The organism is Bacteroides sp. An269 (genome assembly GCF_002159755.1).
In the GTDB taxonomy this organism is placed as follows: domain Bacteria; phylum Bacteroidota; class Bacteroidia; order Bacteroidales; family Bacteroidaceae; genus Phocaeicola; species Phocaeicola intestinalis.
Genome location: NZ_NFJG01000035.1, coordinates 1 through 23,097 on the forward strand (window position 1 = coordinate 1; position 23,097 = coordinate 23,097).

At 45.2% G+C, this 23,097-nt stretch carries 18 protein-coding genes; 13 read left to right on the forward strand and 5 right to left on the reverse strand.

Annotation, left to right across the window (positions count from 1 at the left end; all coding sequences use genetic code 11):
* Positions 1-214, forward strand: a 214-nt coding sequence (locus B5F71_RS20760; RefSeq protein WP_204502630.1) for a hypothetical protein, incomplete at its 5' end; no start/stop codon positions are given.
* Here B5F71_RS20760 and B5F71_RS08720 read toward each other — a convergent pair.
* Complete coding sequence (locus B5F71_RS08720; RefSeq protein ID WP_191762786.1) at positions 171-1,337, reverse strand: mechanosensitive ion channel domain-containing protein; 1,167 nt, start codon at positions 1,335-1,337, stop codon at positions 171-173. The two genes, B5F71_RS20760 and B5F71_RS08720, sit on opposite strands and share 44 nt — an antisense overlap.
* Before the next feature lie 345 nt (positions 1,338-1,682).
* On the opposite strand from B5F71_RS08720, the gene B5F71_RS08725 reads away from it, so the two are divergent.
* From B5F71_RS08725 to gcvP, 4 genes are all read left to right on the forward strand, one after another.
* Positions 1,683-2,534: an RsiV family protein gene (locus B5F71_RS08725; RefSeq protein ID WP_022039327.1), complete on the forward strand. Its 852-nt coding sequence runs from the start codon at positions 1,683-1,685 to the stop codon at positions 2,532-2,534.
* A gap of 10 nt (positions 2,535-2,544) precedes the next feature.
* A complete protein-coding gene (rsmG, locus tag B5F71_RS08730) occupies positions 2,545-3,171 on the forward strand; it encodes a 16S rRNA (guanine(527)-N(7))-methyltransferase RsmG (protein ID WP_022039328.1) in 627 nt (208 codons plus the stop codon).
* Positions 3,172-3,191: 20 nt separating this feature from the next.
* Positions 3,192-3,830, forward strand: a complete 639-nt coding sequence (locus B5F71_RS08735) for an MBL fold metallo-hydrolase (RefSeq protein ID WP_087209392.1) — start codon at positions 3,192-3,194, stop codon at positions 3,828-3,830.
* 81 nt (positions 3,831-3,911) lie between these two features.
* The gene (gcvP, locus tag B5F71_RS08740) at positions 3,912-6,764 is read left to right on the forward strand and encodes an aminomethyl-transferring glycine dehydrogenase (RefSeq protein ID WP_087209396.1); all 2,853 of its coding nucleotides are present in this window, start codon (positions 3,912-3,914) and stop codon (positions 6,762-6,764) included.
* Positions 6,765-7,054: 290 nt separating this feature from the next.
* On the opposite strand, the gene uvrB is transcribed toward gcvP, so the two are convergent.
* Positions 7,055-9,085 (reverse strand): excinuclease ABC subunit UvrB, encoded by a 2,031-nt coding sequence (uvrB, locus tag B5F71_RS08745; protein ID WP_087209399.1) that lies wholly within the window; start codon positions 9,083-9,085, stop codon positions 7,055-7,057.
* A 141-nt stretch (positions 9,086-9,226) separates the two neighbouring features.
* Between uvrB and bamD the strand changes: the two genes are divergently transcribed.
* From bamD to glmS, 4 genes are all read left to right on the forward strand, one after another.
* Complete coding sequence (gene bamD, locus B5F71_RS08750) at positions 9,227-10,060, forward strand: outer membrane protein assembly factor BamD (protein ID WP_087209402.1); 834 nt, start codon at positions 9,227-9,229, stop codon at positions 10,058-10,060.
* 26 nt (positions 10,061-10,086) lie between these two features.
* Positions 10,087-10,422, forward strand: coding sequence for a DNA-directed RNA polymerase subunit omega (locus B5F71_RS08755; RefSeq protein WP_022039334.1), 336 nt, complete (start codon positions 10,087-10,089; stop codon positions 10,420-10,422).
* Between the two features lie 112 nt (positions 10,423-10,534).
* The gene (locus tag B5F71_RS08760) at positions 10,535-10,984 is read left to right on the forward strand and encodes a DUF4293 domain-containing protein (RefSeq protein WP_022039335.1); all 450 of its coding nucleotides are present in this window, start codon (positions 10,535-10,537) and stop codon (positions 10,982-10,984) included.
* A 306-nt stretch (positions 10,985-11,290) separates the two neighbouring features.
* Positions 11,291-13,135 carry a glutamine--fructose-6-phosphate transaminase (isomerizing) gene (gene glmS / locus B5F71_RS08765; protein WP_022039336.1) on the forward strand — a complete coding sequence of 615 codons (1,845 nt, stop codon included), beginning with the start codon at positions 11,291-11,293 and terminating at the stop codon, positions 13,133-13,135.
* Positions 13,136-13,221: 86 nt separating this feature from the next.
* On the opposite strand, the gene B5F71_RS08770 is transcribed toward glmS, so the two are convergent.
* From B5F71_RS08770 to B5F71_RS08780, 3 genes are all read right to left on the reverse strand, one after another.
* Entirely contained in the window at positions 13,222-14,409 is a 1,188-nt protein-coding gene (locus B5F71_RS08770) for a class I SAM-dependent rRNA methyltransferase (protein ID WP_087209405.1), read from the reverse strand.
* A gap of 80 nt (positions 14,410-14,489) precedes the next feature.
* Positions 14,490-15,122 carry a 3'-5' exonuclease gene (locus B5F71_RS08775; protein WP_087209408.1) on the reverse strand — a complete coding sequence of 211 codons (633 nt, stop codon included), beginning with the start codon at positions 15,120-15,122 and terminating at the stop codon, positions 14,490-14,492.
* Between the two features lie 30 nt (positions 15,123-15,152).
* Complete coding sequence (locus tag B5F71_RS08780; RefSeq protein WP_087209410.1) at positions 15,153-15,764, reverse strand: DUF5063 domain-containing protein; 612 nt, start codon at positions 15,762-15,764, stop codon at positions 15,153-15,155.
* Positions 15,765-15,902: 138 nt separating this feature from the next.
* Here B5F71_RS08780 and B5F71_RS08785 point away from each other — a divergent pair, with 138 nt between their 5' ends.
* From B5F71_RS08785 to B5F71_RS08800, 4 genes are all read left to right on the forward strand, one after another.
* Positions 15,903-18,332, forward strand: coding sequence for a DNA translocase FtsK (locus tag B5F71_RS08785; protein ID WP_239414094.1), 2,430 nt, complete (start codon positions 15,903-15,905; stop codon positions 18,330-18,332).
* A gap of 79 nt (positions 18,333-18,411) precedes the next feature.
* Positions 18,412-19,023: a LolA-like putative outer membrane lipoprotein chaperone gene (locus B5F71_RS08790; RefSeq protein WP_225226170.1), complete on the forward strand. Its 612-nt coding sequence runs from the start codon at positions 18,412-18,414 to the stop codon at positions 19,021-19,023.
* Between the two features lie 219 nt (positions 19,024-19,242).
* Positions 19,243-20,190, forward strand: coding sequence for a thioredoxin-disulfide reductase (gene trxB, locus B5F71_RS08795; protein ID WP_087209416.1), 948 nt, complete (start codon positions 19,243-19,245; stop codon positions 20,188-20,190).
* An 83-nt stretch (positions 20,191-20,273) separates the two neighbouring features.
* Positions 20,274-23,090, forward strand: a complete 2,817-nt coding sequence (locus B5F71_RS08800; protein ID WP_087209420.1) for a M16 family metallopeptidase — start codon at positions 20,274-20,276, stop codon at positions 23,088-23,090.
* Positions 23,091-23,097: the final 7 nt, after the last annotated feature.

Here is a 23,097-nt window from a genome sequence, read left to right on the forward strand (position 1 = left end):
TTTCGCTCCTGTTCTTCGTCAGATAGCCCGCTATCTTCCTCATCACAAAAGCGAAAATGCCTCAAAAACTCATCCCAAATCATCGCACGATAAATTCAAAACAGCTTCTGAATATATCTTCATTTGGGAGACATCTTATCCGGTGACTGATTGCGGTATTTATTCCCGTTTTAGATCCCTTGATACAATTTCAGCCCGAAACGGGGAGCCATAGCCAGCAGATGATCGAAAATATCCGACTGGATACGTTCATACTCCCGCCACGCCTTGATGCGTGAAAAGAAATATACACGAATGGGCAGACCGTGCTCGGTAGGTTCTTTCTGCGAAATAATCAAGTCCAAATCCTGGTTCACCACCGGCAAACTCATCAGATAACGCTCGATGTAAACACGATACACCTGCGAATTGGTCGGCACCTGACCTTTGTCCGGCACATAACCGACAAGCAACGGAATATCTTTGCAAAGACGTTCTAATTCATCCGGAGCACAAAAGCGGATAGTATCCAAGTCCAGCCAGATGCGCTTATCCACCCGGCGTCCTCCACTTTCCTGCATTCCACGCCAATTTTGGAACGTACTGTTCACCATTGTATAAGGAGGTATGGTAGTAATGGTATTGTCCCAGTTTTGAATCTTCACCGTGTTCAGCGTAATTTCCTGCACTATCCCGTCGGCTGTCCCATTAGGCAAAGTCACCCAGTCACCAATCCGCAACATATCATTGGCAGAAAGCTGAATGCCCGACACAAATCCCAAAATACTATCCTTAAATACCAACATAAGCACCGTGGCAGCAGCCCCCAGACCGGCAAAAAGCGTCACGGGCGATTTATCGATAAGCGTGGCAACACTCAGTATACCTCCCAGGAAAAACAGTACCACCTGACATACCTGCACCAATCCGCGGATAGGATGGTTCTTCCGGATTTCTTTTGAATTGTAAATGTCGAGCATCACCAGCAACACCGCATTCAGAGTGAACAATATAGACACAATGATATAAACGGCACAGACACGCTGCGAAAAATCCAGCATCCCCTTTCCTTTCACGAAAGCCAAGGGCAAAAGCATATAAATCAACATGCCGGGAACAATGTGCAGCAGATGATGCACCACCTTGCGTTCTACCAGCAAGGTATTCCATTTTCGAGGGAACCGGCGTGTGTAACGCTTGATTCCTCCCACCACAATAGCTTGGAAGAAATAATTCAGGCCCACGGCCAACAATATGATGAGCGCAGCCACCACTGTTTCGTCGAACATATTGGCATACTTGGGTGAGAATCCCCACGAAATAAGCAAGTCGTTCATCCATCCACCCAACGTACCGATGTTTTGTATTGTTTCCATAAACAAATGTTTTTATAAATTATTACAAATAATAACACGCTAAAGATACAAGATGTTCAGCAGACCGGCAAGAAATCCCCCTAAGTTTTTTCCAACAGACCTTCTCCCGACATCCATTCCGTCATTCCCAAATCCATTCCGGATAACATACAGTTCTCATAAATATTTTTCCCACATCACCCTTTGCATAACGAAAGACGCGTGTACGTAGCAACCGACTGATATTTCCAACCTTTTTGCAAAAAGATTAAGAGAATATATACAAAAAATTCACAAACTTGTGTTATCTTTGTCATATCAAAATCAGAGGAACCTAAAACAAATGATATGAAGCATAGAACGAACTTATTTTTATCGCTGATATTCAGCGTCACGGGATGTTGCATGCTGCCGGGCTGCCTACAACAAGACAAAACGGAAACAGCACCACAAGTATGTACTGTGAGCACAGACACCATCATCTACCTGCAAGAAGGAGAAGAAGTTCCATCGTGCAAAATCAACTTGGATTTCTCGTACCTCAAACCAACGGCCGAAAACGATTCGGTATCACCTAGAATCAACGCAGCCATCCAAAAAACACTTTTCGGAAACGCTTTCATGACAATGACTCCCGACAAAGTACTTTCCACACTGGCAGACAATTACATACGCGGATACAGGACAGATGTAAAAGGACTGTTCGATGCTGACATGCACAATGGTATGAAACCAGCCGACGTACCGGCATGGTACAACTACGAATACCAATTGAACACAGAAATGAAGCAAGGATACAACGGCGTATGGAATTACACACTGACTAATTTCCGTTATACAGGAGGTGCACATCCCAACACTGAAACCACCTGCCTGAACATCGATTCAAAAACGGGAGCGATATTGAAAAAAAATGATGTATTCAACCCCAAAGATACCGCCAATATCTGCAAGCTCATCATGAACGAACTGATAAAAGAAACAAACCGAAGACTGAATACCGATACCATCACGTCATTGGACGGACTACAAGAACAAGGCATCTTACTGGATACATATTTATACATACCGTCGAACTTCCTGCTGGAAAAAGAAGGAGTGACATTCTACTACAACCACTACGAAATAGCCCCTTACTCGGCCGGCGACTTCCGTTTACAGGTAAACTATGACGATATTCAACCTTATATGAAAAAGTAACAGTACAACCATGGACATCATTCTAAAGTACTTTCCTACCCTGACAGATACCCAAAAAGCACAATTTGAAGCATTGGGAGAACTTTATACCGACTGGAACAGCAAAATAAACGTCATTTCCAGAAAAGACATCGGAAACTTATACGAACACCACGTGTTACACTCACTAGGCATCGCAAAAATTATTTCGTTCCGGCCAGGAACAGAAGTGATGGACTTAGGTACAGGAGGTGGGTTCCCTGGCATTCCGCTTGCTATTCTCTTCCCCGAAGTGAAATTTCACCTGATAGACAGCATCGGGAAAAAGATAAAAGTAACTACGGAAGTGGCTAATGCTATCGGGCTGAAAAATGTAACCACACGCCAGTGCAGAGCTGAAGAAGAAAAAGCACAGTTCAATTTCGTTGTAAGCCGGGCTGTAATGCCACTGGCCGACCTGCTGAAATTAGTCCGAAAGAATATCAAGAAAGAGCAATGCAATGCCTTGCCCAACGGCCTGATTTGCCTGAAAGGCGGCGAGCTGCAACACGAAATTCTACCCGTAAGGCATCAGGCAATTGTAACGGAACTGACAAATTTCTTCAAGGAGGAATACTTCAATACGAAAAAGGTTGTGTATGTAAGCATAAACAAATAAAAAGTGACTCTACGAAAGCTATGACCATCAAACGTTTTCAATTCAATATGTTTCCCGTCAATTGCTACGTGATTTCCGACAAAACGGGAGAAGCAGCCATCATCGATGCAGGATGTTATTATCCAGAAGAAGAACAGCAACTGAAAAGATACATTAACGACAACAACCTGAATGTAAAACACTTGCTGAACACCCATCTCCATTTAGACCACATATTCGGCAATGCATTCCTATTGCGCGAATTGGGACTGAAAGCTAAAGCATGCAAGGAGGATGAATTCTTGCTGGAAAAGATGCCTGCCATGTGCCGTATGTTCGGATTTCCGCCCAACGCTGCCCCGGCAGAATTGGGAGGATACATAGCCGATGGCGACAAAATACAGTTTGGAGAAAGCACGTTGGAAGCCATCCATGTACCTGGACACTCTCCAGGAGGAATGGTATTCTACAATGCTGAAAACCAATGCATCTTCAGCGGAGACGTTCTGTTCCAAGGAAGTATAGGACGTGCCGACCTGGAAGGAGGAAACTATGACGAGTTGCTGGACAGTATTGCAACCCGTCTCTTCACCTTGCCTGATGAAACAATCGTATATCCCGGACACGGAGAACCGACCAGCATCGGACAAGAGAAAATGAACAACCCTTATTTTAAATAACAACCAGACAGACAAGTCGACAAGACATGAGGGAAACAAAATAAGAAATCTTGCCGACTTGCTCCTAAAAATCTAAAAACCATGAAGACAGACATTTTTGCCAACCGCCACATTGGCATTTCGGACTCCGACCTTCCCAAGATGTTGGAGAAAATAGGTGTCGGCACATTGGATGAACTCATTGACAAAACTATCCCAAAACAAATCCGACTGAAAAAACCGCTAGATCTGCCACCGGCAATGACCGAACGAGAATTTTCCGAACATATCACGCAGATGGCTTCGCACAATAAAGTCTACAAATCGTATATAGGTACGGGATGGTATGATACAATTACTCCAGCCGTCATCCAACGTAATGTATTCGAAAACCCGGTCTGGTATACTTCGTACACACCTTATCAAACCGAAATCTCACAAGGACGCCTGGAAGCCCTCATCAATTTCCAGACTGTAATAAGCGACTTGACCGCCATGCCGCTCGCTAACTGCTCACTATTGGATGAAGCGACTGCAGCAGCCGAAGCCGCCACAATGATGTTCGCTTTACGTAGCCGCGCACAACAAAAGGCTGGCGCCAACACACTCTTTGTCGATCGGGAAATATTCCCACAGGTACAGGCCGTTATCCGCACACGTGCCATACCGCAAGGCATCGAAATAAAAACCGGTGACTATAAAAAACTGGAATTCACTCCCGACATATTTGGTTGCATTGTACAATATCCAAACAATAGCGGCAACATCGAAAACTACAGCGACTTTACCGCCCGTGCACATGAATCTGGATGCAAAGTAGCAGTAGACGCCGATATTTTAAGTCTAGCCCTGCTGGTTCCTCCCGGAGAATGGGGAGCCGACATTGTATTCGGAAGCACCCAGCGACTGGGTATACCTCTGTTCTATGGCGGGCCATCAGCTGCTTATTTCGCCACACGGGATGAATACAAGCGCAATATGCCAGGAAGAATCATCGGCCTCTCGAAAGACAAATATGGACATGTATGTTACCGGATGGCTTTACAAACACGAGAACAGCACATCAAACGTGAACGGGCAACATCGAATATCTGTACAGCTCAGGCACTGCTCGCTACCATGGCGGGTTTTTATGCTGTATGGCACGGTGCAAAAGGCATTAAAGAAATAGCCCAACGCATCCACAGCATAACCAACTGGCTGAACCTCCGGCTTACCGGCTTGGGATATATCGAACGGAATGAAACATTTTTCGATACACTCCGCCTTGGCCTTCCAGAAAATGTGTCGCAAGAAAAATTGCGCACCATTGCTTTGAGCAAAGAAGTAAACCTGCGCTATTTCGACAATGGCGATGTAGGTATCAGCATTGACGAAGCTACCACATTGGCAGATGCCAACCAACTCTTTATGATATTCGGCATCGCTGCAGAAGAAACGGTACATGAAGTAAAAGATATCACAGACAGTTCTTCAATCAGCCCCGACATGTGCCGCCGTTCACCTTTCCTTACCCACGAAGTATTCAGCCTTTATCACACGGAAACGGAAATGATGCGCTATATCAAGCGACTGGAACGCAAAGACATTTCCCTTACCCATTCCATGATTTCATTAGGGTCGTGTACCATGAAACTGAATGCCGCAGCCGAAATGTTACCACTTAGCAATTCGGCATGGATGAACATCCATCCGTTAGTGCCAGAAGAACAAGCCCAAGGATACCACGAACTGATAGAAAACCTTTCCAAACAATTGCTTGCCATCACAGGTTTTGACGGCATTACTTTTCAGCCCAATTCAGGAGCAGCCGGCGAATATACAGGACTGCGCATCATCCGCAGTTATTTGGAAAGTATCGGACAAGGGCATCGGAATTTGATTCTGATTCCAGCATCAGCTCACGGAACCAACCCGGCATCTGCCGTACAAGCTGGATACGAAACCTTGACTTGTGCCTGTGACGAACACGGAAACGTAGACGTAAATGACTTACGCGAAAAAGCAGAAGCCAACAAAAATCGTCTTGCGGCACTTATGATTACCTATCCGTCTACTCATGGCATTTTCGAAAGCGACATTATGGAAATCTGCCAGATTATCCATGCCTGTGGAGCACAAGTATATATGGACGGCGCAAATATGAATGCGCAAGTGGGACTGACAAATCCAAGTACCATCGGGGCAGACCTGTGCCACCTCAACCTGCACAAAACATTTGCCAGTCCACATGGAGGAGGCGGTCCAGGTGTAGGTCCAGTTTGCGTATCCGAACACTTGATTCCATTCTTGCCAGGTCACAATCTGTTCGGGAATGACACTAATGAAGTTTCATCTGCCCCATACGGAAGTGCCGGCATCTTACCCATTACTTATGGGTACATTTCAATGATGGGTGCAAAAGGACTGGAACAAGCCACAAAAACAGCTATCCTCAATGCCAATTATCTGGCAGCATGCCTGAGCGACACCTATGGTACAGTATATCGGGGAACAAACGGCTATGTGGGGCACGAAATGATTCTGGAATGTCGCAATATCCACGAAGAAAGCGGAATAACAGAAAACGACATTGCCAAACGTCTGATGGATTACGGTTATCACGCTCCGACCCTATCATTCCCTGTACACGGCACATTAATGATAGAACCTACCGAAAGTGAAAGTTTAAGTGAACTTGACAACTTTATAGACTGTATGCTCTCCATCTGGAACGAAATAGAAGAAATCAAAAATGGCGAAGCATCAAAAGAGGACAATGTGCTAGTCAATGCCCCTCATCCCGAATACGAAGCCGTATCAGATCGATGGCAACATTTTTACACACGTGAAAAAGCTGTCTATCCGACAACAAGTGTACGAGAAAACAAATTCTGGATAAATGTGGCACGCGTAGACAACACATTGGGAGACCGCAAACTATTGCCTACACGCTACGGTTCATTTACAGATTAAAAAAGACAGATAAAGACAATAAAGAAAGGCTCAAAATAGCATTTGGGATTAAAGTCAAGACATGAAGCAAGAGAAATCCTTCCTTTCTTACCTTATATATTATAAAGTATAAAGGACTTCATATCATAAGTATAAAACCAAGACATCTCATTTTCTATCTTGAGCCATTTCTTTTGATTAAAGATTCATCGGTCTCGAAAACCCTATCATAAAAAAGTACCTGTTGAGACGTCTGCTAAAATCATATTTCCCCAAGTATGCAGAAAGTGAAACACGCTTTCCAGGCAATATCACGGTTTTGCTTTTAATGAATTTTCCAGACGGATAAGCTCATCACGATATTGTGCGGCTTCAATGAAATCCAGTTTCTTAGCCGCTTCCTGCATCAGCTTCCGAGTGCGATTGATGCTTTTCTGCAACTGTTCTTTTGACATGTATTGTACAATCGGGTCTGCCGCAGCATAGAACTGTTCCGGAGCATCGGTGTAAGCCTTAGGTTGTTTCGAAACCGGTGTCTCGGTATCTGTCTTTTCAAGCAAAACGTTGTTGTATGCCCGCTTGATTTGTTGAGGCGTGATGCCATGTGCTTCGTTGTAAGCCAGCTGCTTGATGCGGCGGCGATTCGTTTCATCGATAGTCAGCCGCATACTGTCAGTTATCCTGTCGGCATACATAATGACTTTCCCATTAACATTCCGAGCTGCCCTGCCGGCTGTCTGGGTCAACGACCGGTGTGAACGAAGAAAGCCTTCCTTATCCGCGTCCAATATGGCAACCAGCGACACTTCAGGCAGGTCAAGCCCTTCACGAAGCAAATTGACCCCAATCAACACATCGTAGGTACCTTGGCGCAAATCGTCCATTATCCTCACACGCTCCAGTGTCTCTACATCGCTATGTATGTAGGTGCAACGGATACCATGGTTGAGCAAGTATTCAGTCAGTTCTTCTGCCATACGCTTGGTAAGCGTGGTGACAAGTACACGCTCCTGCATTTCAATACGTTGCTGAATTTCTTCCATCAGGTCGTCCACTTGGTTCATACTGGGACGCACCTCAATAACCGGATCCAATAAACCAGTAGGACGGATGACTTGTTCCACGACAATTCCTTCACTTTGCTCCAGTTCGTAATCGTCTGGGGTAGCACTGACATAAATAACCTGCTTCACCATTTCCTGAAACTCGTCAAACTTCAACGGGCGGTTATCCATAGCTGCCGGCAAACGAAACCCATATTTAATCAGGTTTTCCTTACGGGCACGGTCACCTCCATACATAGCACGAATTTGCGGCACACTGACATGACTCTCATCGATAACCATCAGAAAATCTTTCGGGAAAAAGTCGAGCAAGCAATAAGGACGGGTACCTGCCTCCCTACCATCGAAGTATCTTGAATAATTCTCAATACCGGAACAATGCCCCAGTTCGCGAAGCATTTCCATGTCATAAGTAACACGTTCGTACAAACGCTTGGCTTCGAACGTTTTTCCCTGATCTTCAAAAAAAGCCACTTGTTTGGTAAGGTCGTCTTCTATTTCGTGAATAGCCCGGAGCACACTTTCCTTTGTAGTCATGAACAGATTGGCCGGGTAAATTCTGTACTCGTCAAATTCTGCCTGCCTGTGCCCTGAAACCGGGTCTATCTCTTCAATAGCATCTATTTCGTCATCCCAAAACATCACCCTCAAAGCACTGTCGGTATAAGCGAGATAAATATCCACCGTATCTCCTTTTACCCGGAAGTTTCCCCGGTTCAGTTCAATATCGTTTCTGACATAGAGACTGTCTACCAATTTTCTGAGAAAGACATTCCGATCTATCCGTTTGCCTTTCTTAATGTCTATTACGTTATTGTAAGAATCTGCCGGATTACCCATTCCATAAATACAGGATACAGATGATACCACAATGACATCTTTCCTGCCAGAAAGCAAAGCCGAGGTAGCAGCAAGCCTCAACTTGTCAATTTCCTCGTTTATGGCAAGATCTTTCTCTATGTAAGTATCAGTAGAGGGGATATAAGCTTCCGGCTGATAGTAATCGTAGTAGGAAACATAATATTCTACGGCATTGTTCGGAAAGAAATTCTTAAACTCACCATACAATTGAGCGGCAAGTGTCTTGTTGTGACTCAGAATCAACGTTGGCTTGTTGATGTTCTTGATGACATTGGCAATGGTAAACGTCTTACCCGACCCAGTCACACCAAGCAGCGTCTGGGCAGGAATGCCATTTTTTACTCCTTCGGTCAATTGCGCGATAGCTTCCGGCTGGTCGCCAGTAGGCTGGTAGTCTGATACGAGTTCAAAATTCATACGGCTATGTTTAAAAAGCGTGTAAAGTTACACAATAATTTTCATCGGAATGGAACAGACGAGATTTTTTGTATTAAAAATTATTGAGATGTTGCATTATTCGGCAGAAAGCCGTAATTTTGCACAACTATATAGATTGATATGAAAAAGTACATCGTTATGGCATTACTTCTTGGCGGAGTGTTGTCTTCGTGCGGGGAGTATAATACCGTACTTAAAAGTACGGACTACGAATATAAATATGAGGCAGCCAAAGGGTATTTTGCCAAAGGTCAGAACAGCCGGGCTGCAACCTTGCTGGAAGAACTGATTTCTATCTTGAAAGGAACGGCCAATGCAGAAGAGTCAGCATATATGTTGGCTATGACGTATTTCAACCAAGGCGATTATATTTCGGCTTCTCATTATTTTAATGTGTATTACACTACTTACCCGCGTGGAACCTATACTGAATTGGCACGCTTTTTCTGTGGAAAATCGCTGTATCTGGATACACCTGAACCGCGGTTGGACCAGACAAGTACTTATAAAGCCATTCAGGAATTACAGATGTTCATTGAATACTTTCCGACAAGTTCACGCAAGGAAATAGCCCAAAACATGATTTACGAATTGCAAGACAAACTGGTGGAAAAAGAATACTTGTCTGCAAAACTGTATTACGACCTAGGTTCGTACACAGGAAACACCTCGTATAGCAGTACGGGTAACAATTATCTTGCAGCCGTTGTGACAGCACAGAATGTCTTACGGGATTATCCCTATACCAAACGGCGGGAAGATCTTTCGATTCTGATTCTCCGGGCCAAATATGATATGGCAAAAGAAAGTGTCCTTGAAAAGAAGGAAGAACGTATGCGCGAAGCAATAGACGAGTATTATGCATTCAAAAACGAATTTCCCGAAAGCAAGTATATGCCGGAAGTGGAAAAAATCTTCAAGGATGCCAGCCAATACATAAAAGACGAAAATTAATCAAAGGTTTATAATAAAGTAAAATTATGGATTACAAAAAAACAAACGCTCCGACCAATACCATTACCCGTAACCTGATGGAATTGTGTGAAGACACGGGTAATATCTATGAAACCGTAGCTATTATCGGTAAGCGCGCAAATCAGATCGGCGTAGAAATGAAGAACGATTTGTCTAAAAAACTTCAAGAATTTGCTTCTTACAATGATAATTTGGAGGAAGTGTTCGAGAACAGGGAGCAGATTGAAATTTCACGTTATTATGAAAAATTGCCGAAACCAACATTGATTGCCACCCAAGAATATATTGAAGGCAAGGTATATTACCGCAATCCGGCCAAGGAAAAAGAAAAATTGCAATAATCGAATTAAAAACAGGACACAGATACGTATTATTACCAGACTTTCCAGAATAAGGGAAAAGGTATAAGAATACGCTTCTGTGTCTTTTTGTTCTAGAAAAGAAAGACTAGTTATGATACAACGTATTCAAACAGTTTATTTATTTGTGGCTACAGTACTGCTGGCAATCGCGATGTCGGTACCTGTGGGATATTTTTATACAGAAACCAGTGTGGCTGTGTTAAGCAATCTGTCTGTTATCGCTGCAGACGGTACCTCAAATTACACACCGGGAGTAATGTTTGTGCTCCTGTTCATAGCTGCCTTACTTGCATTCGTCACCATTTTCTTCTATAAAAAACGTATGCGGCAAATCCGCTTGGCTATATTCAGTAATGTGGTTTTGGTAGCATACTATCTCGTAGTAGGAATATATGCTTATTCTGTATTGGCGGCATACGGTAGCTTCACCCCCTCATGGGCAATTTGCTTGCCATTTATTTCGCTTGTGCTGAATTGGCTTGCCATCCGTGGCATAAAGAACGACGAAAAATTAGTACGCTCTTACAACACAATCCGTTAAACTGCCTGAAGCACTCTTCTATTTAATTATAATGAATGTCCGCATTCAGCCAATACAATACCTCTGAAAAATGAATATATACTGCATCCGCGGTTGAATATAACTGCATCCGCCTACGAATATATCTTCATCGGCAAACGCAGTAGTACTGCGTTTACAACTCAACTGGACCGGCTAATTGCGGACATTCTTTTTAGCTAATTACAATACCAGAAATTCAGTAAAAAAATCAAGAGATAAGATACCGTCAGTCATCTTTCTTCATTCGTTTTTTACTAAAGAATACAACAACTAAACAAAAAAATTATGTGTGGAATCGTAGGATACATCGGACAAAAACAAGCTTACCCCATCCTGATAAAAGGGTTAAAACGACTGGAATACCGTGGATATGACAGTGCCGGAGTAGGGCTGATCAATGAATACCACAAGCTAAATGTGTATAAAGCTAAAGGAAAAGTTTTGAATCTGGAAGAACTCACCACGCAAAAAGATGTGACAGGATGCATCGGCATCGCCCATACACGCTGGGCTACACACGGAGAACCATGCCAAGCTAACGCTCACCCGCACGTGTCTCAATCAGGAAACCTGGCATTGGTACACAATGGTATCATTGAGAATTACGCCCTTTTGCGCGAACAACTCCAACAAAAAGGATATACCTTTAAAAGTTCGACCGATACCGAAGTGCTGGTCCAACTCATAGACTACATCCAGACCAGTTCGCATATTGACCTGCTGGATGCTATCCGGATAGCCTTACACCGCGTTATCGGAGCATACGCCATCGCCGTTATTGACCGACGACAACCAGGCCGCATTCTTGCGGCACGCAAAAGCAGCCCATTAATAATCGGTGTAGGAAGTGACGAATTTTTTCTGGCATCAGATGCTACTCCTATCGTAGAATATACAGACAAAGTGGTTTACCTGCAGGATAATGAAATAGCGGTACTCGAACCTGGGAAAGCACTTAAGGTAGTCAATCTTGAAAACGAACTACAACTGGCCGAAGTGAAAAAAATAGACCTGAACATCGGCCGGCTGGAAAAAGACGGATACCCACATTTCATGCTGAAAGAAATATTCGAGCAACCCGAATGCATCAACGACTGCATGCGTGGAAGAGTGAACAAAGAGACTCATGAAGTACAGCTCTCTGCCATAAGCGAACATAAAGAGCGCCTGCTTGGAGCACGAAGATTCATCATTGTAGCTTGCGGTACCTCATGGCATGCCGGACTTATCGGGAAACAACTCATCGAAACCTTCTGCCGCATCCCTGTGGAAGTGGAATACGCCTCGGAGTTCCGTTATCGCAATCCGGTGATTGACAATGGAGATGTAGTTATTGCCCTCTCACAATCAGGTGAAACAGCCGACACGCTGGCAGCCATCGAATTGGCAAAAGAAAAAGGAGCTTTCGTATACGGCATCTGCAACGTAGTAGGTTCGTCCATTCCACGAAACACGGATACTGGTTCATACATCCATGTAGGTCCCGAAATCGGGGTGGCATCCACCAAAGCCTTTACCGGCCAGGTAACAGTGCTAACCCTCTTTGCCCTGGCACTGAGCAAAGAAAAGCAACTTATTAATGACACAACGTACCGCTGTATCATTGACGAACTGGAGCAGATACCAGAAAAAATAAAAGAGGTATTAAAACAAAACCAAAACATTGCCGAATTATCGCGCATATTCACATATGCACACAATTTCATCTACTTAGGACGCGGATACAGCTATCCTGTAGCATTGGAAGGTGCACTGAAATTAAAAGAAATCTCGTATATTCATGCCGAAGGCTATCCGGCTGCCGAAATGAAACATGGCCCCATCGCTTTGATAGACACAGAAATGCCCGTAGTAGTCATTGCCACACAAAATGCAATGTATGAAAAAATAATAAGCAACATTCAGGAAATCAAGGCACGAAAAGGGCACATCATCGCTTTAATAAACCCGAACGACACGATAATCAGCAAACTGGCAGACGAATGCATCGAAATACCAGAAACTCTGGAATGCCTGGAACCACTCATTACCACTATTCCCCTCCAACTATTAGCCTACCATATTGCCGTATGCAAAGGCAAAGATGTAGACCAACCACGGAACTTGGCAAAATCGGTCACAGTAGAATAGCGACACGTCAATAAGTTGACAAGGTTTTCTGATACATTAACTACTCAAAACCTTGTCAACTTATAATGATATCTCGTCAACTTTGGTTACTCCACATACAATACCAATCCTTTCAAATATTCTCCTTCAGGATGATAGATATTTACCGGATGGTCACCGGGCTGAGTCAGCTGGTGCAAGATACGCACACTACGCCCTGCCTGAGCAGCAGCTGTAAAGACCGCATTGCGAAAATTATCCTTCGTTACCACCTGCGAACAGGAGAAAGTAAACAGAATCCCTCCCGGACGAATCTTCTCGAAAGCTTTTGCGTTGAGTTTGGTATATCCACGCAAGGCATTACGAAGTGCGTCACGGTGCTTGGCAAAAGCCGGTGGATCAAGAATAATCAAATCATACTGTTCTCCCATACGGTCAAGATACTTGAATGCATCTTCGGCAAATGCCTGATGACGCACATCGCCAGGAAAATTCAACTGCACATTTTCATTAGTAAGGTCGATTGCTTTCGAAGAACTGTCTACAGAATGTACCAGTCTGGCACCTCCGCGCATTGCATAGAACGAAAATCCACCTGTATAGCAGAACATATTAAGTACATTTCTCCCTGCTGCATAACGTTCCAATAAGCGACGGTTTTCCCGCTGGTCGACAAAAAAACCTGTTTTTTGTCCTTTAAGCCAATCAACATGAAACTTCAAACCATTTTCCATCGCTACATTATCTACACTTCCACCTCGGATAAATCCATTTTCAGTAGCCAGCAAATCGGCCTTGAAAGGCAACGTGGTTTCCGACTTGTAATAGATATTCTGAACCGTATCATCCATTACTTCGGACAAAGCGGCAGCTATTTCCATCCGGTCCAGGTGCATTCCTGCCGAATGAGCCTGCATCACAGCCGTCTTACCATAAATATCAACTATCAAGCCGGGCAAGTTATCGCCTTCACCATGCACCAGGCGATAAGTATTGGTCTGCGGATTACCAATCAGTCCCAAAGCCTCACGTACTTTCCGTGCATACGACAATTTACGTACCCAAAAAGCACGGTCAACCGGTTCTTGTACAAACGAAAGTACCCGTACTGCAATGCTTCCAATCTGGAAATGTCCGCAAGCGATAAATTCCTTCTCCGATGTATATACATCTACTACTTCTCCTTCTTCCGGTTCATTCTCTACCCGAGCTATGGCACCTGAGAAAATCCAAGGATGAAAACGCTTCAATGATTCTTCCTTTCCGGATTTCAAATAGACTCTTTTATATGACACGTTATATAATATTTATTAATAGATTAAACGATTGATATCAGACAAAGAAAGGTCCCCAAAGACTCCCTATGCTGTTGAAACTATTCACCAGCCTTCTCCTCTACCTTTTCAATGCGGTAGTTGCCATGAATCCGAAGGTCTTCAAGATAACTGTAAATTTCCACACATGCCCAAGCATCTGTAGCAGCATACAACTGCTGTGCTTCAGTAAGCACCTCTGCCTCCCAATTGGAAAGGCGTTGCGCCTTCGATATTTTCTTGCCAAAAAGCAATGCATAGATTTTTTGCAGACTTTTCTCTTCAATACCGAAATGCGGCACATAATCCTGCAACTCTATCCAGTTTCCGTCACGCAAATCACCTCCATTCCGCTTACGGAGCACAGCAAAATCATCGCGCAACGACAATCCTACCTTCAACACATCATTCTGCAAAAATTCTTCCAGAAAATCGGGAAGTCCCAAATGGTTCAAGCGGAACAAGAAACACGTGTCATAAGTAGCTATTTGCAAAAGAGCGACCTTATGAGTCATCCCTTTACGGAAAGAAGGACGTGTCTCGGTATCCACCCCTACTACAGAATGCGTGTTCAAGTAATCGATTGCCTTACGTGCTTCCGTTTCGGTGTAGATAACAAAAATGCGCCCCGAGAAACTAACCTTCGGCATCTCAGACACTTCTTGTTTGGATATCTTATTCTGTAATATAATCATAAATGTTTTTTGAGTTCTCACATGCTTTTCTCACTCCCAACGGTCGTCCGAACCATCATCATCGGTTTCAAGCCCACCGTACAAATCATTTCCCGTATAGCCGTCATTATCCTCCTGCCCGGAAGCAGTATTGTATTTCACATCATGCAAGGCACGCATGACATTGACCAGACGCTGCCCCCAGAACTCTGCAAACCCTTCGCGACAAATCACCAATGCATCATTCATCGTCTGGTCAAATCCCAAACGGTACACGCACACAAAATCTTTCAACGCCTGGTAAATATCGGCAAGGTTCTCTGATATGGTCTGATGAATAGGCGTGTCGCTATATACCATATCCTCTACAAACACTTCAAGGTAATCATCATGTCTCCCCATCAAAGATGCCACACCGGCACGCACACGCTCGTAATCACCTTCGGTTACAAAAACTTCAGGGTCAAACTCATCCATCCGCACGGCATGTTCCGGAAGCATTGATGCTTTCAGATAGAGCAACGGAAGCAACTTCAACACCTTATCCACGAACTCAGGATGTTCTATTTCACCAACACGCTCGAGGAAGCCACAAAACTCTGCAGCCACCGTTACAAACTCGACTGTATTTTTATCGTAAACGACTGATAAATTCTTTTTCATAACGAAACTTGATTGCGGCACAAAAATACAAAAAAATATTCGTACATTTGCGATTGATTTTTACCATTTTGCTATAACATTATGAAGAAAAAGACAGAAACAAAAGAAAACGAAGAGAAAAACATCCTTCCCAAAAAGATGCTTACCGCCATAAAAGGCGAAACCATACACTTCATCCTCGGCTTGCTTTGTGTCATATTCGGTGTCTATATGCTACTGGCATTCAGCTCATTCTTTTTTACCGGAGGAAACGACCAAAGTATCCTGGCACATCCAGATCCCGGGGAATTGCTCGAAACCCAGAACGGCATACAAAACTATGCCGGAGCACGCGGAGCCCAACTTTCGCAATTCCTTATAAACGATTGTTTCGGGATTTCGGCATATTTTATTGTGGTGTTCCTCATTGTCTGCGGCATGAGGCTGATGAAAGCTTACCGGTTCACCGTATGGAAATGGTTCGTAAGCTGCTCCATATTAATGGTATGGCTATCCGTCACTTTAGGCTTTGCCTTCGGAGGCACGTTTCAAGACTCTTTCCTCTATCCTGGAGGATTGCACGGATATAATGTGAGCCAATGGATTTGTTCCCAAATCGGTGCACCAGGACTTATCCTCGTTTTGCTGGTTACCTTGGTACTCATCGGCATTTTCTTTACCCGTGAAACGATGCAAGTAGTACGAAAAGCTTTCCATCCAGCCCTTCCGAAACGGAACAAAAGAAAAGAAGCGTTCCCTACAGAAGCTGCCCAACAGCCGGCCGATACGGAAAACACTGCCCTGCACCATACGCCCGACAACACATCAGATGCCACCGGCACAAAAGAAGACGAACAGCCGGTAGAAATAGAACTTGACCCCATAGAAAGCCAGGCAGACAACACAACGCCAGCCTATGCTACCGAAATGCGTAAACAACCCGATGAAACGGTAATAGCCGAAGCCGGGACAATCCATCAGAAAACTCAGGCAAAAACGACCGAAGAGCCCACGTTCGAAATAGAAGAAACTCCCGAAGAAGAAGAAGAACAGGAAGACGAACGTGGATCGCTAGACCAGCCTTACAATCCGCGGCTGGATCTGGAACACTACCACTTCCCGACACTCGACCTGCTCAATTCGTATAACGACAACACCCCTGCCATTGATATGCAAGAGCAAAATGCCAACAAAGACCGTATCATCCAGGTATTGCGGAGCTTTGGCATCGAAATCAGTTCCATCAAGGCCAGCGTAGGCCCTACCGTTACATTGTATGAAATCACTCCTGCCGAAGGAGTACGCATCAACCGCATCCGCAACTTGGAAGATGACATCGCCCTGAGCCTTTCGGCACTGGGCATCCGTATCATCGCTCCTATTCCGGGTAAGGGAACCATCGGTATTGAAGTGCCGAACGCCAACCCGCGCATCGTATCAATGAGCTCTATATTAAACAGTAAAAAATTCCAAGACACTACATTCGAACTCCCTGTAGCCTTGGGAAAAACCATCACCAACGATGTTTTCATTGTCGACCTGGCAAAAGCTCCCCACATGCTGGTAGCTGGTGCTACAGGACAAGGTAAATCAGTAGGATTGAACGCCATCGTCACCTCCTTATTATATAAGAAACACCCTAGCGAACTGAAATTCGTCATCGTCGACCCGAAAAAAGTAGAGTTTGCCATCTATGCACCGATAGAAAAGCACTACCTTGCCAAGTTGCCCGACTCGGACAGCGCCATCATCACCGATGTAACCAAAGTGGTGCAAACCTTAAACTCGCTCTGTATCGAGATGGACACCCGCTACGACCTTTTGCAAAAAGCAGGATGTCGTAATATCAAGGAATACAACGCAAAGTTTATCAACCGCCAGCTGAACCCTGAAAACGGACACCGCTTTATGCCGTATATCGTCATCATTATCGATGAGTTCGGTGACCTGATAATGACCGCCGGCAAGGAAATCGAGCTTCCTATCTGCCGCATTGCCCAACTGGCACGTGCTGTCGGTATCCATGCCATCATCGCTACCCAACGGCCTACTACAAACATCATCACCGGAACCATCAAGGCAAACTTCCCTGCACGCGTAGCATTCCGCGTAGCATCGATGATGGACTCACGTACCATCTTAGACCGTCCTGGTGCACAACAGCTTATCGGTAAAGGCGATATGCTCTACCTGCAAGGCAACGACCCTGTACGTGTACAATGTGCCTTCGTTGATACGCCCGAAGTAGAACGTATAGTCGATTTCATCAGCCACCAACAGGGATATCCCACCGCTTTCATGCTGCCCGAAGTAGAAGACGACACAGAAGGAGGAAGCAGTGCCGACGTAGACATGAACCGGCTTGACCCACTCTTCGAAGAAGCTGCCCGCCTGCTCATCTACCACCAGCAAGGGTCCACCTCACTCATCCAACGCAAGTTCTCCATCGGATACAACCGCGCCGGACGTATCATGGACCAGTTGGAACGTGCCGGCATCGTAGGTCCTGCCAATGGAAGCAAAGCACGCGAAGTGCTCTGCATGGACGAAAACGACCTTGCCATGCGCATGAACAATTTGAAAAATTAAAACCAACCGCAGATTGCATGATTGCCCTAACCGTTCTTTCCGGCACATGCAACCTGCGGTATTCCAAAACTTCATAAATATGATGAAACGTATCTTTTTCTCCTGCTTGCTAGCCTTACTGGTATCTGTAAACCTGCAAGCCAACGAAGACACCCGTGCCCAATCCATCTTAAGCAAAGCCGCCACTGCTTACCAGAAATCCGGCGGAATAAGCATCCGGTTCGGGGGAAGCCAACAAGGAACCCTCGCCCTGAAAGGAACATGTTTCTACCTGGAATGTGGAGGCGTAAAAAGCTGGTTCGACGGAACTACCCAATGGAGTTATGTGGAACAAAACGAAGAAGTGACCGTCTCTACCCCCTCCCCCGACGAACTGCAAAGCATCAATCCATACGCTTTGATAAACTCTTACAACCGGCTTTTCCATTGCCGCTATGGAGGCAAGCATACCATACGAGGTAAAGAAGGCAACGAAATCATCCTTACCCCCCGCCAAAAAGGTGATATCGAATCGGTAGTGCTTTTCCTTTCCGAAAACTATCAGCCTCTCTATATCACCGTCAAACTGGCCAGTGGACAAACCCAAGAATTCCGCATACTCGACTATCAGACCGGAATGTCCTATACCAACGACACATTCCGTTTCGATGCGAAAAAATACCCACAGGCGGAAGTAATTGACATGCGATGAAAAAACTGTTTCCATACCCTGCACAACCAATAATCAAGACTCTTAAGGAAGGAAACGCATATATATGCACCGGCGCATGTAGCTGAATGCATAGCTTAATCCATATAGTTCCGTGTCCATACGAAACAGTTTTTTAGATTGTTTGGTCACTTCGGCAAAATACACTATCTTTGTTTCATTAAAAGAATTGAATAATCTCATTAAACCAATCAAAAGAATATGACAACAGAACATGTAAAATGCCTGATTATCGGATCAGGACCCGCCGGATATACGGCAGCTATCTATGCCGGACGCGCCAACATCGCACCGGTACTTTACGAAGGAATCCAACCCGGAGGACAACTCACCATTACGACTGAAGTGGAAAACTTTCCGGGTTATCCCGAAGGAGTGACCGGACCGGTACTGATGGATGACCTGCGCCGGCAAGCAGCCCGTTTTGGGGCAGACATCCGCTCTGGTATCATCGTCAAAGCAGACTTAAGCCAGGCTCCTTACCACTTCTGGACAGATGATGAAAAAGAAATCACCGCCGATACCGCCATCATCGCCACCGGAGCTACCGCCAAATATCTGGGACTGGAAGACGAAAAGAAATATGCAGGCATGGGGGTAAGCGCCTGCGCCACATGCGACGGCTTCTTCTACCGGAAAAAGACCGTAGCCGTAGTAGGAGGAGGCGATACCGCCTGTGAAGAGGCTATCTACCTTGCCGGACTGGCGAAACAAGTCTATCTGGTAGTACGCAAACCTTATTTACGCGCTTCCAAGATTATGCAAGAACGTGTGTTGAATCATCCTAACATCCAAGTGCTGTTCGAACACAATGCCATAGGTCTGTATGGTGAAAACGGTGTGGAAGGAATGCACGTAGTAAAACGCATGGGAGAACCCGATGAAGAGCGTTACGATGTACCTATCGACGGATTTTTCCTTGCCATCGGTCACAAACCGAATTCGGACATCTTCAAACCATGGATAAAAACTGACGAAACAGGATATATCCTGACCGAAGCAGGAACACCACGCACAGGTGTGCCGGGCGTGTTCGCCGCCGGTGATGTTGCCGATCCCCATTACCGGCAAGCCATCACTGCGGCCGGAAGCGGATGCAAAGCCGCCATAGAAACCGAACGATACCTTTCGGCAAGCGGCTTGCTTTGATGCTTTTTTCACCACAGATTACACAGGCAAACCACCAGAAGGCATCTGTGTAATCTGTAGCAAACTCATAAAAACTTACCACAATGAAGAACTTTTACAGAAAGACACTGATTGCCGCTTTCCTGATAGGAAGTGCGGCTACAGCATTTTCACAACAAATGCCGCCTATTCCCACCGACCCTGATGTAAGAACAGGTAAGCTGGAAAACGGACTGACTTACTACATCCGTCATAATGAACTGCCCGAAAAACAGGCAGACTTCTACATTGCACAAAAAGTAGGTTCGATTTTGGAAGAAGACAACCAGCGCGGACTGGCACACTTCCTTGAACATATGTGCTTCAATGGTACCAAGAACTTTCCGGGAAACTCACTACGCGAATACCTGGAATCCATCGGTGTAAAATTCGGTGTCAACCTGAATGCCTACACCTCCATCGATGAAACGGTATATAACATCAACGATGTACCTGTCATCCGTGAAGGCATCATCGATTCGTGCCTCCTTATCCTGCACGACTGGGCAGACGACCTCACTCTCGACCCTAAAGAAATAGATAAAGAACGCGGAGTCATCCACGAAGAATGGCGTACACGTACCGGAGCCATGATGCGTATGTACGAAACCGCTTTCCCTACCATCTTTGCAGGAAGCAAATATGCCTATCGCCTGCCTATCGGAACGATGGAAGTTGTAGACAATTTCCCTTATCAGGCGTTGCGCGACTATTATGAAAAATGGTACCGCCCCGACCAACAAGGCATTATCGTAGTAGGTGACGTGAACGTAGACCAGATAGAACAGAAAATCAAGAACCTGTTCGGTCCCATCCAAATGCCTGCCAACCCCGCAGAACGAGTACATTATCCAGTGCCCGACAATAAAGAAACCATCGTGTCCATCAACAAAGACAAGGAACAGGAAATCAACCAAGTCATGGTATTCCACAAACATGAACCTTTCCCTGCAGAAATGAAGAACACCGTAGGATACCTTGCCTATTCATTTATGGACTATGCCATCAGTCACATGCTGAACGCCCGCTTGCAAGAACTTCTACTCACTGCTACCCCACCCTTCATCAATGCCGGAGCGCAAGACATGGACTTTATCCTTGCCAAGACAAAACGGGCATTTACGGGTGTAGCCATCTGTAAAGAAGATGGAATAGAAAGCGGACTGAAAGCTCTGATGCGAGAAATCGAACGCGCACACCGATTCGGATTCACCGCCAGTGAATATGCACGGGCAAAAGCCGATTACCTGAGCAACCTGGAAAACGTGTACAACGAACGCGATAAAATGAAAAACAATCAGTTCGTAGCCCAATACGTATCTAATTTTATTGATGGAGAGCCTATCCCCAGTGTAGAATATAAATACACAATGATGAACCAGTTGGTACCCAACATCCCCTTGGAAAGTGTGAACCAACTCTACCAGCAACAGGTAAGCGACACCAACCGGGTAGTATGCCTGTTCTGCCCTGACAAGGAAGGTATGAAATATCCCACCGAGGAAAGTATCCGCAAGGTACTGGCAGAAGTAAATGCTGAAAAACTGGAACCTTATGTCGACAAGACTTCTGACGAGCCACTGATGAAAGAAAAACCGACTGGAGGCAAAGTGACAAATACAGAAAAAGGACCGTTTGAATCAACAATTCTCACATTAAGCAACGGAGTACGCGTGGTATTGAAGCCTACCAATTTCAAGGCAGATGAAATCCGGATGCAATCGTTCAGTGCTGGAGGAAACTCCCTATTCGATGATGAGGATGCCCTGCAATACGCCGTACTCGATGAAGTCGTATCTTTGGGCGGTCTGGGCAACTTCAGTGCCATCGACCTCCAAAAAATATTGGCGGGAAAAGTAGCTTCGGCATCAGCATCTGTACGTACCCTGACCGAAGCCGTAAACGGAAGTTGTGCCCCGAAAGACCTTGAGACAATGCTTCAGCTCACCTACCTGTCGTTCACCGCTCCACGCACCGACCAGGCAGCTTTCGAATCATTCAAGAACCGGCTGAAAGCTCAACTTGCCAATCAGGAAGCAAACCCGAACACGGCGTTGAGTGACACAATTACCAAAGTGTTATATGGTGATAATCCTCGTGCCGCACGCATCAAGGCCGACAAGGTAGACCAGATAGACTACGGGAAAGTAATGGAAATGTATCGCGACCGATTCAAGGATGCAAGCGACTTTACCTTCATTTTCGTGGGCAACATCGATCCTGCTACCGCTACTCCACTCATCGAGACTTATCTGGGTGGTTTGCCATCGACGGGACGTAAGGAAAACTTCCGTGACCCGAAGCTGGACATCCGCAAGGGAGAGTGGAAAAACATCTTCCACAAAGACCTGCAAACCCAAAAAGCAACCGTTATTATCGTAGAAAGCGGCACATGCGAATATACCCTGAAGAATAAACTGATGATGAGTATGCTCTCGCAACTGCTTACAATGAAATATACCGAGACCGTGCGCGAAGAAGCAGGAGCATCGTATGGCGTAAGCGTACAAGGCAACCTCAGCAAATATCCGAAGGAAGAAGCCACGCTACAAATCTTTTTTGATACCGACCCGACTAAGCGTGCCGACATGAGCCAGCTTATAGACAAAGGCATCGAAGAATTTATAGCCGGAGGCCCTAAAGCTGAAGACCTGGCTAAAGTAAAAGAATACATGCTGAAAACCTACGAAGCCAACCAGAAAGAAAACGGATACTGGATGAGCCTGCTCTACGGAAGCCTGTGGGAAGGCATGGACGGACGCACCGGATATACCGACCTGGTGAATGGCATCACAAATGCCGACCTCCAGCAATTTGCCAAGACATTAATGGCACAAAAGAACCGCATCGAAGTGAGCATGACTTCGGGCGATACCAATTAAAACCGGA

What these genes read in the sequence shown, in the direction of transcription:
- B5F71_RS08725 (WP_022039327.1), top strand. Translation starts at nt 1,683, where the DNA reads ATGAAGCATAGAACGAACTTATTTTTATCGCTGATATTCAGCGTCACG.
- rsmG (WP_022039328.1), top strand. Translation starts at nt 2,545, where the DNA reads ATGGACATCATTCTAAAGTACTTTCCTACCCTGACAGATACCCAAAAA.
- B5F71_RS08735 (WP_087209392.1), top strand. Translation starts at nt 3,192, where the DNA reads ATGACCATCAAACGTTTTCAATTCAATATGTTTCCCGTCAATTGCTAC.
- gcvP (WP_087209396.1), top strand. Translation starts at nt 3,912, where the DNA reads ATGAAGACAGACATTTTTGCCAACCGCCACATTGGCATTTCGGACTCC.
- uvrB (WP_087209399.1), bottom strand. Translation starts at nt 9,085, where the DNA reads ATGAATTTTGAACTCGTATCAGACTACCAGCCTACTGGCGACCAGCCG.
- bamD (WP_087209402.1), top strand. Translation starts at nt 9,227, where the DNA reads ATGAAAAAGTACATCGTTATGGCATTACTTCTTGGCGGAGTGTTGTCT.
- B5F71_RS08755 (WP_022039334.1), top strand. Translation starts at nt 10,087, where the DNA reads ATGGATTACAAAAAAACAAACGCTCCGACCAATACCATTACCCGTAAC.
- B5F71_RS08760 (WP_022039335.1), top strand. Translation starts at nt 10,535, where the DNA reads ATGATACAACGTATTCAAACAGTTTATTTATTTGTGGCTACAGTACTG.
- glmS (WP_022039336.1), top strand. Translation starts at nt 11,291, where the DNA reads ATGTGTGGAATCGTAGGATACATCGGACAAAAACAAGCTTACCCCATC.
- B5F71_RS08775 (WP_087209408.1), bottom strand. Translation starts at nt 15,122, where the DNA reads ATGATTATATTACAGAATAAGATATCCAAACAAGAAGTGTCTGAGATG.
- B5F71_RS08780 (WP_087209410.1), bottom strand. Translation starts at nt 15,764, where the DNA reads ATGAAAAAGAATTTATCAGTCGTTTACGATAAAAATACAGTCGAGTTT.
- B5F71_RS08785 (WP_239414094.1), top strand. Translation starts at nt 15,903, where the DNA reads ATGCTTACCGCCATAAAAGGCGAAACCATACACTTCATCCTCGGCTTG.
- B5F71_RS08790 (WP_225226170.1), top strand. Translation starts at nt 18,412, where the DNA reads ATGATGAAACGTATCTTTTTCTCCTGCTTGCTAGCCTTACTGGTATCT.
- trxB (WP_087209416.1), top strand. Translation starts at nt 19,243, where the DNA reads ATGACAACAGAACATGTAAAATGCCTGATTATCGGATCAGGACCCGCC.
- B5F71_RS08800 (WP_087209420.1), top strand. Translation starts at nt 20,274, where the DNA reads ATGAAGAACTTTTACAGAAAGACACTGATTGCCGCTTTCCTGATAGGA.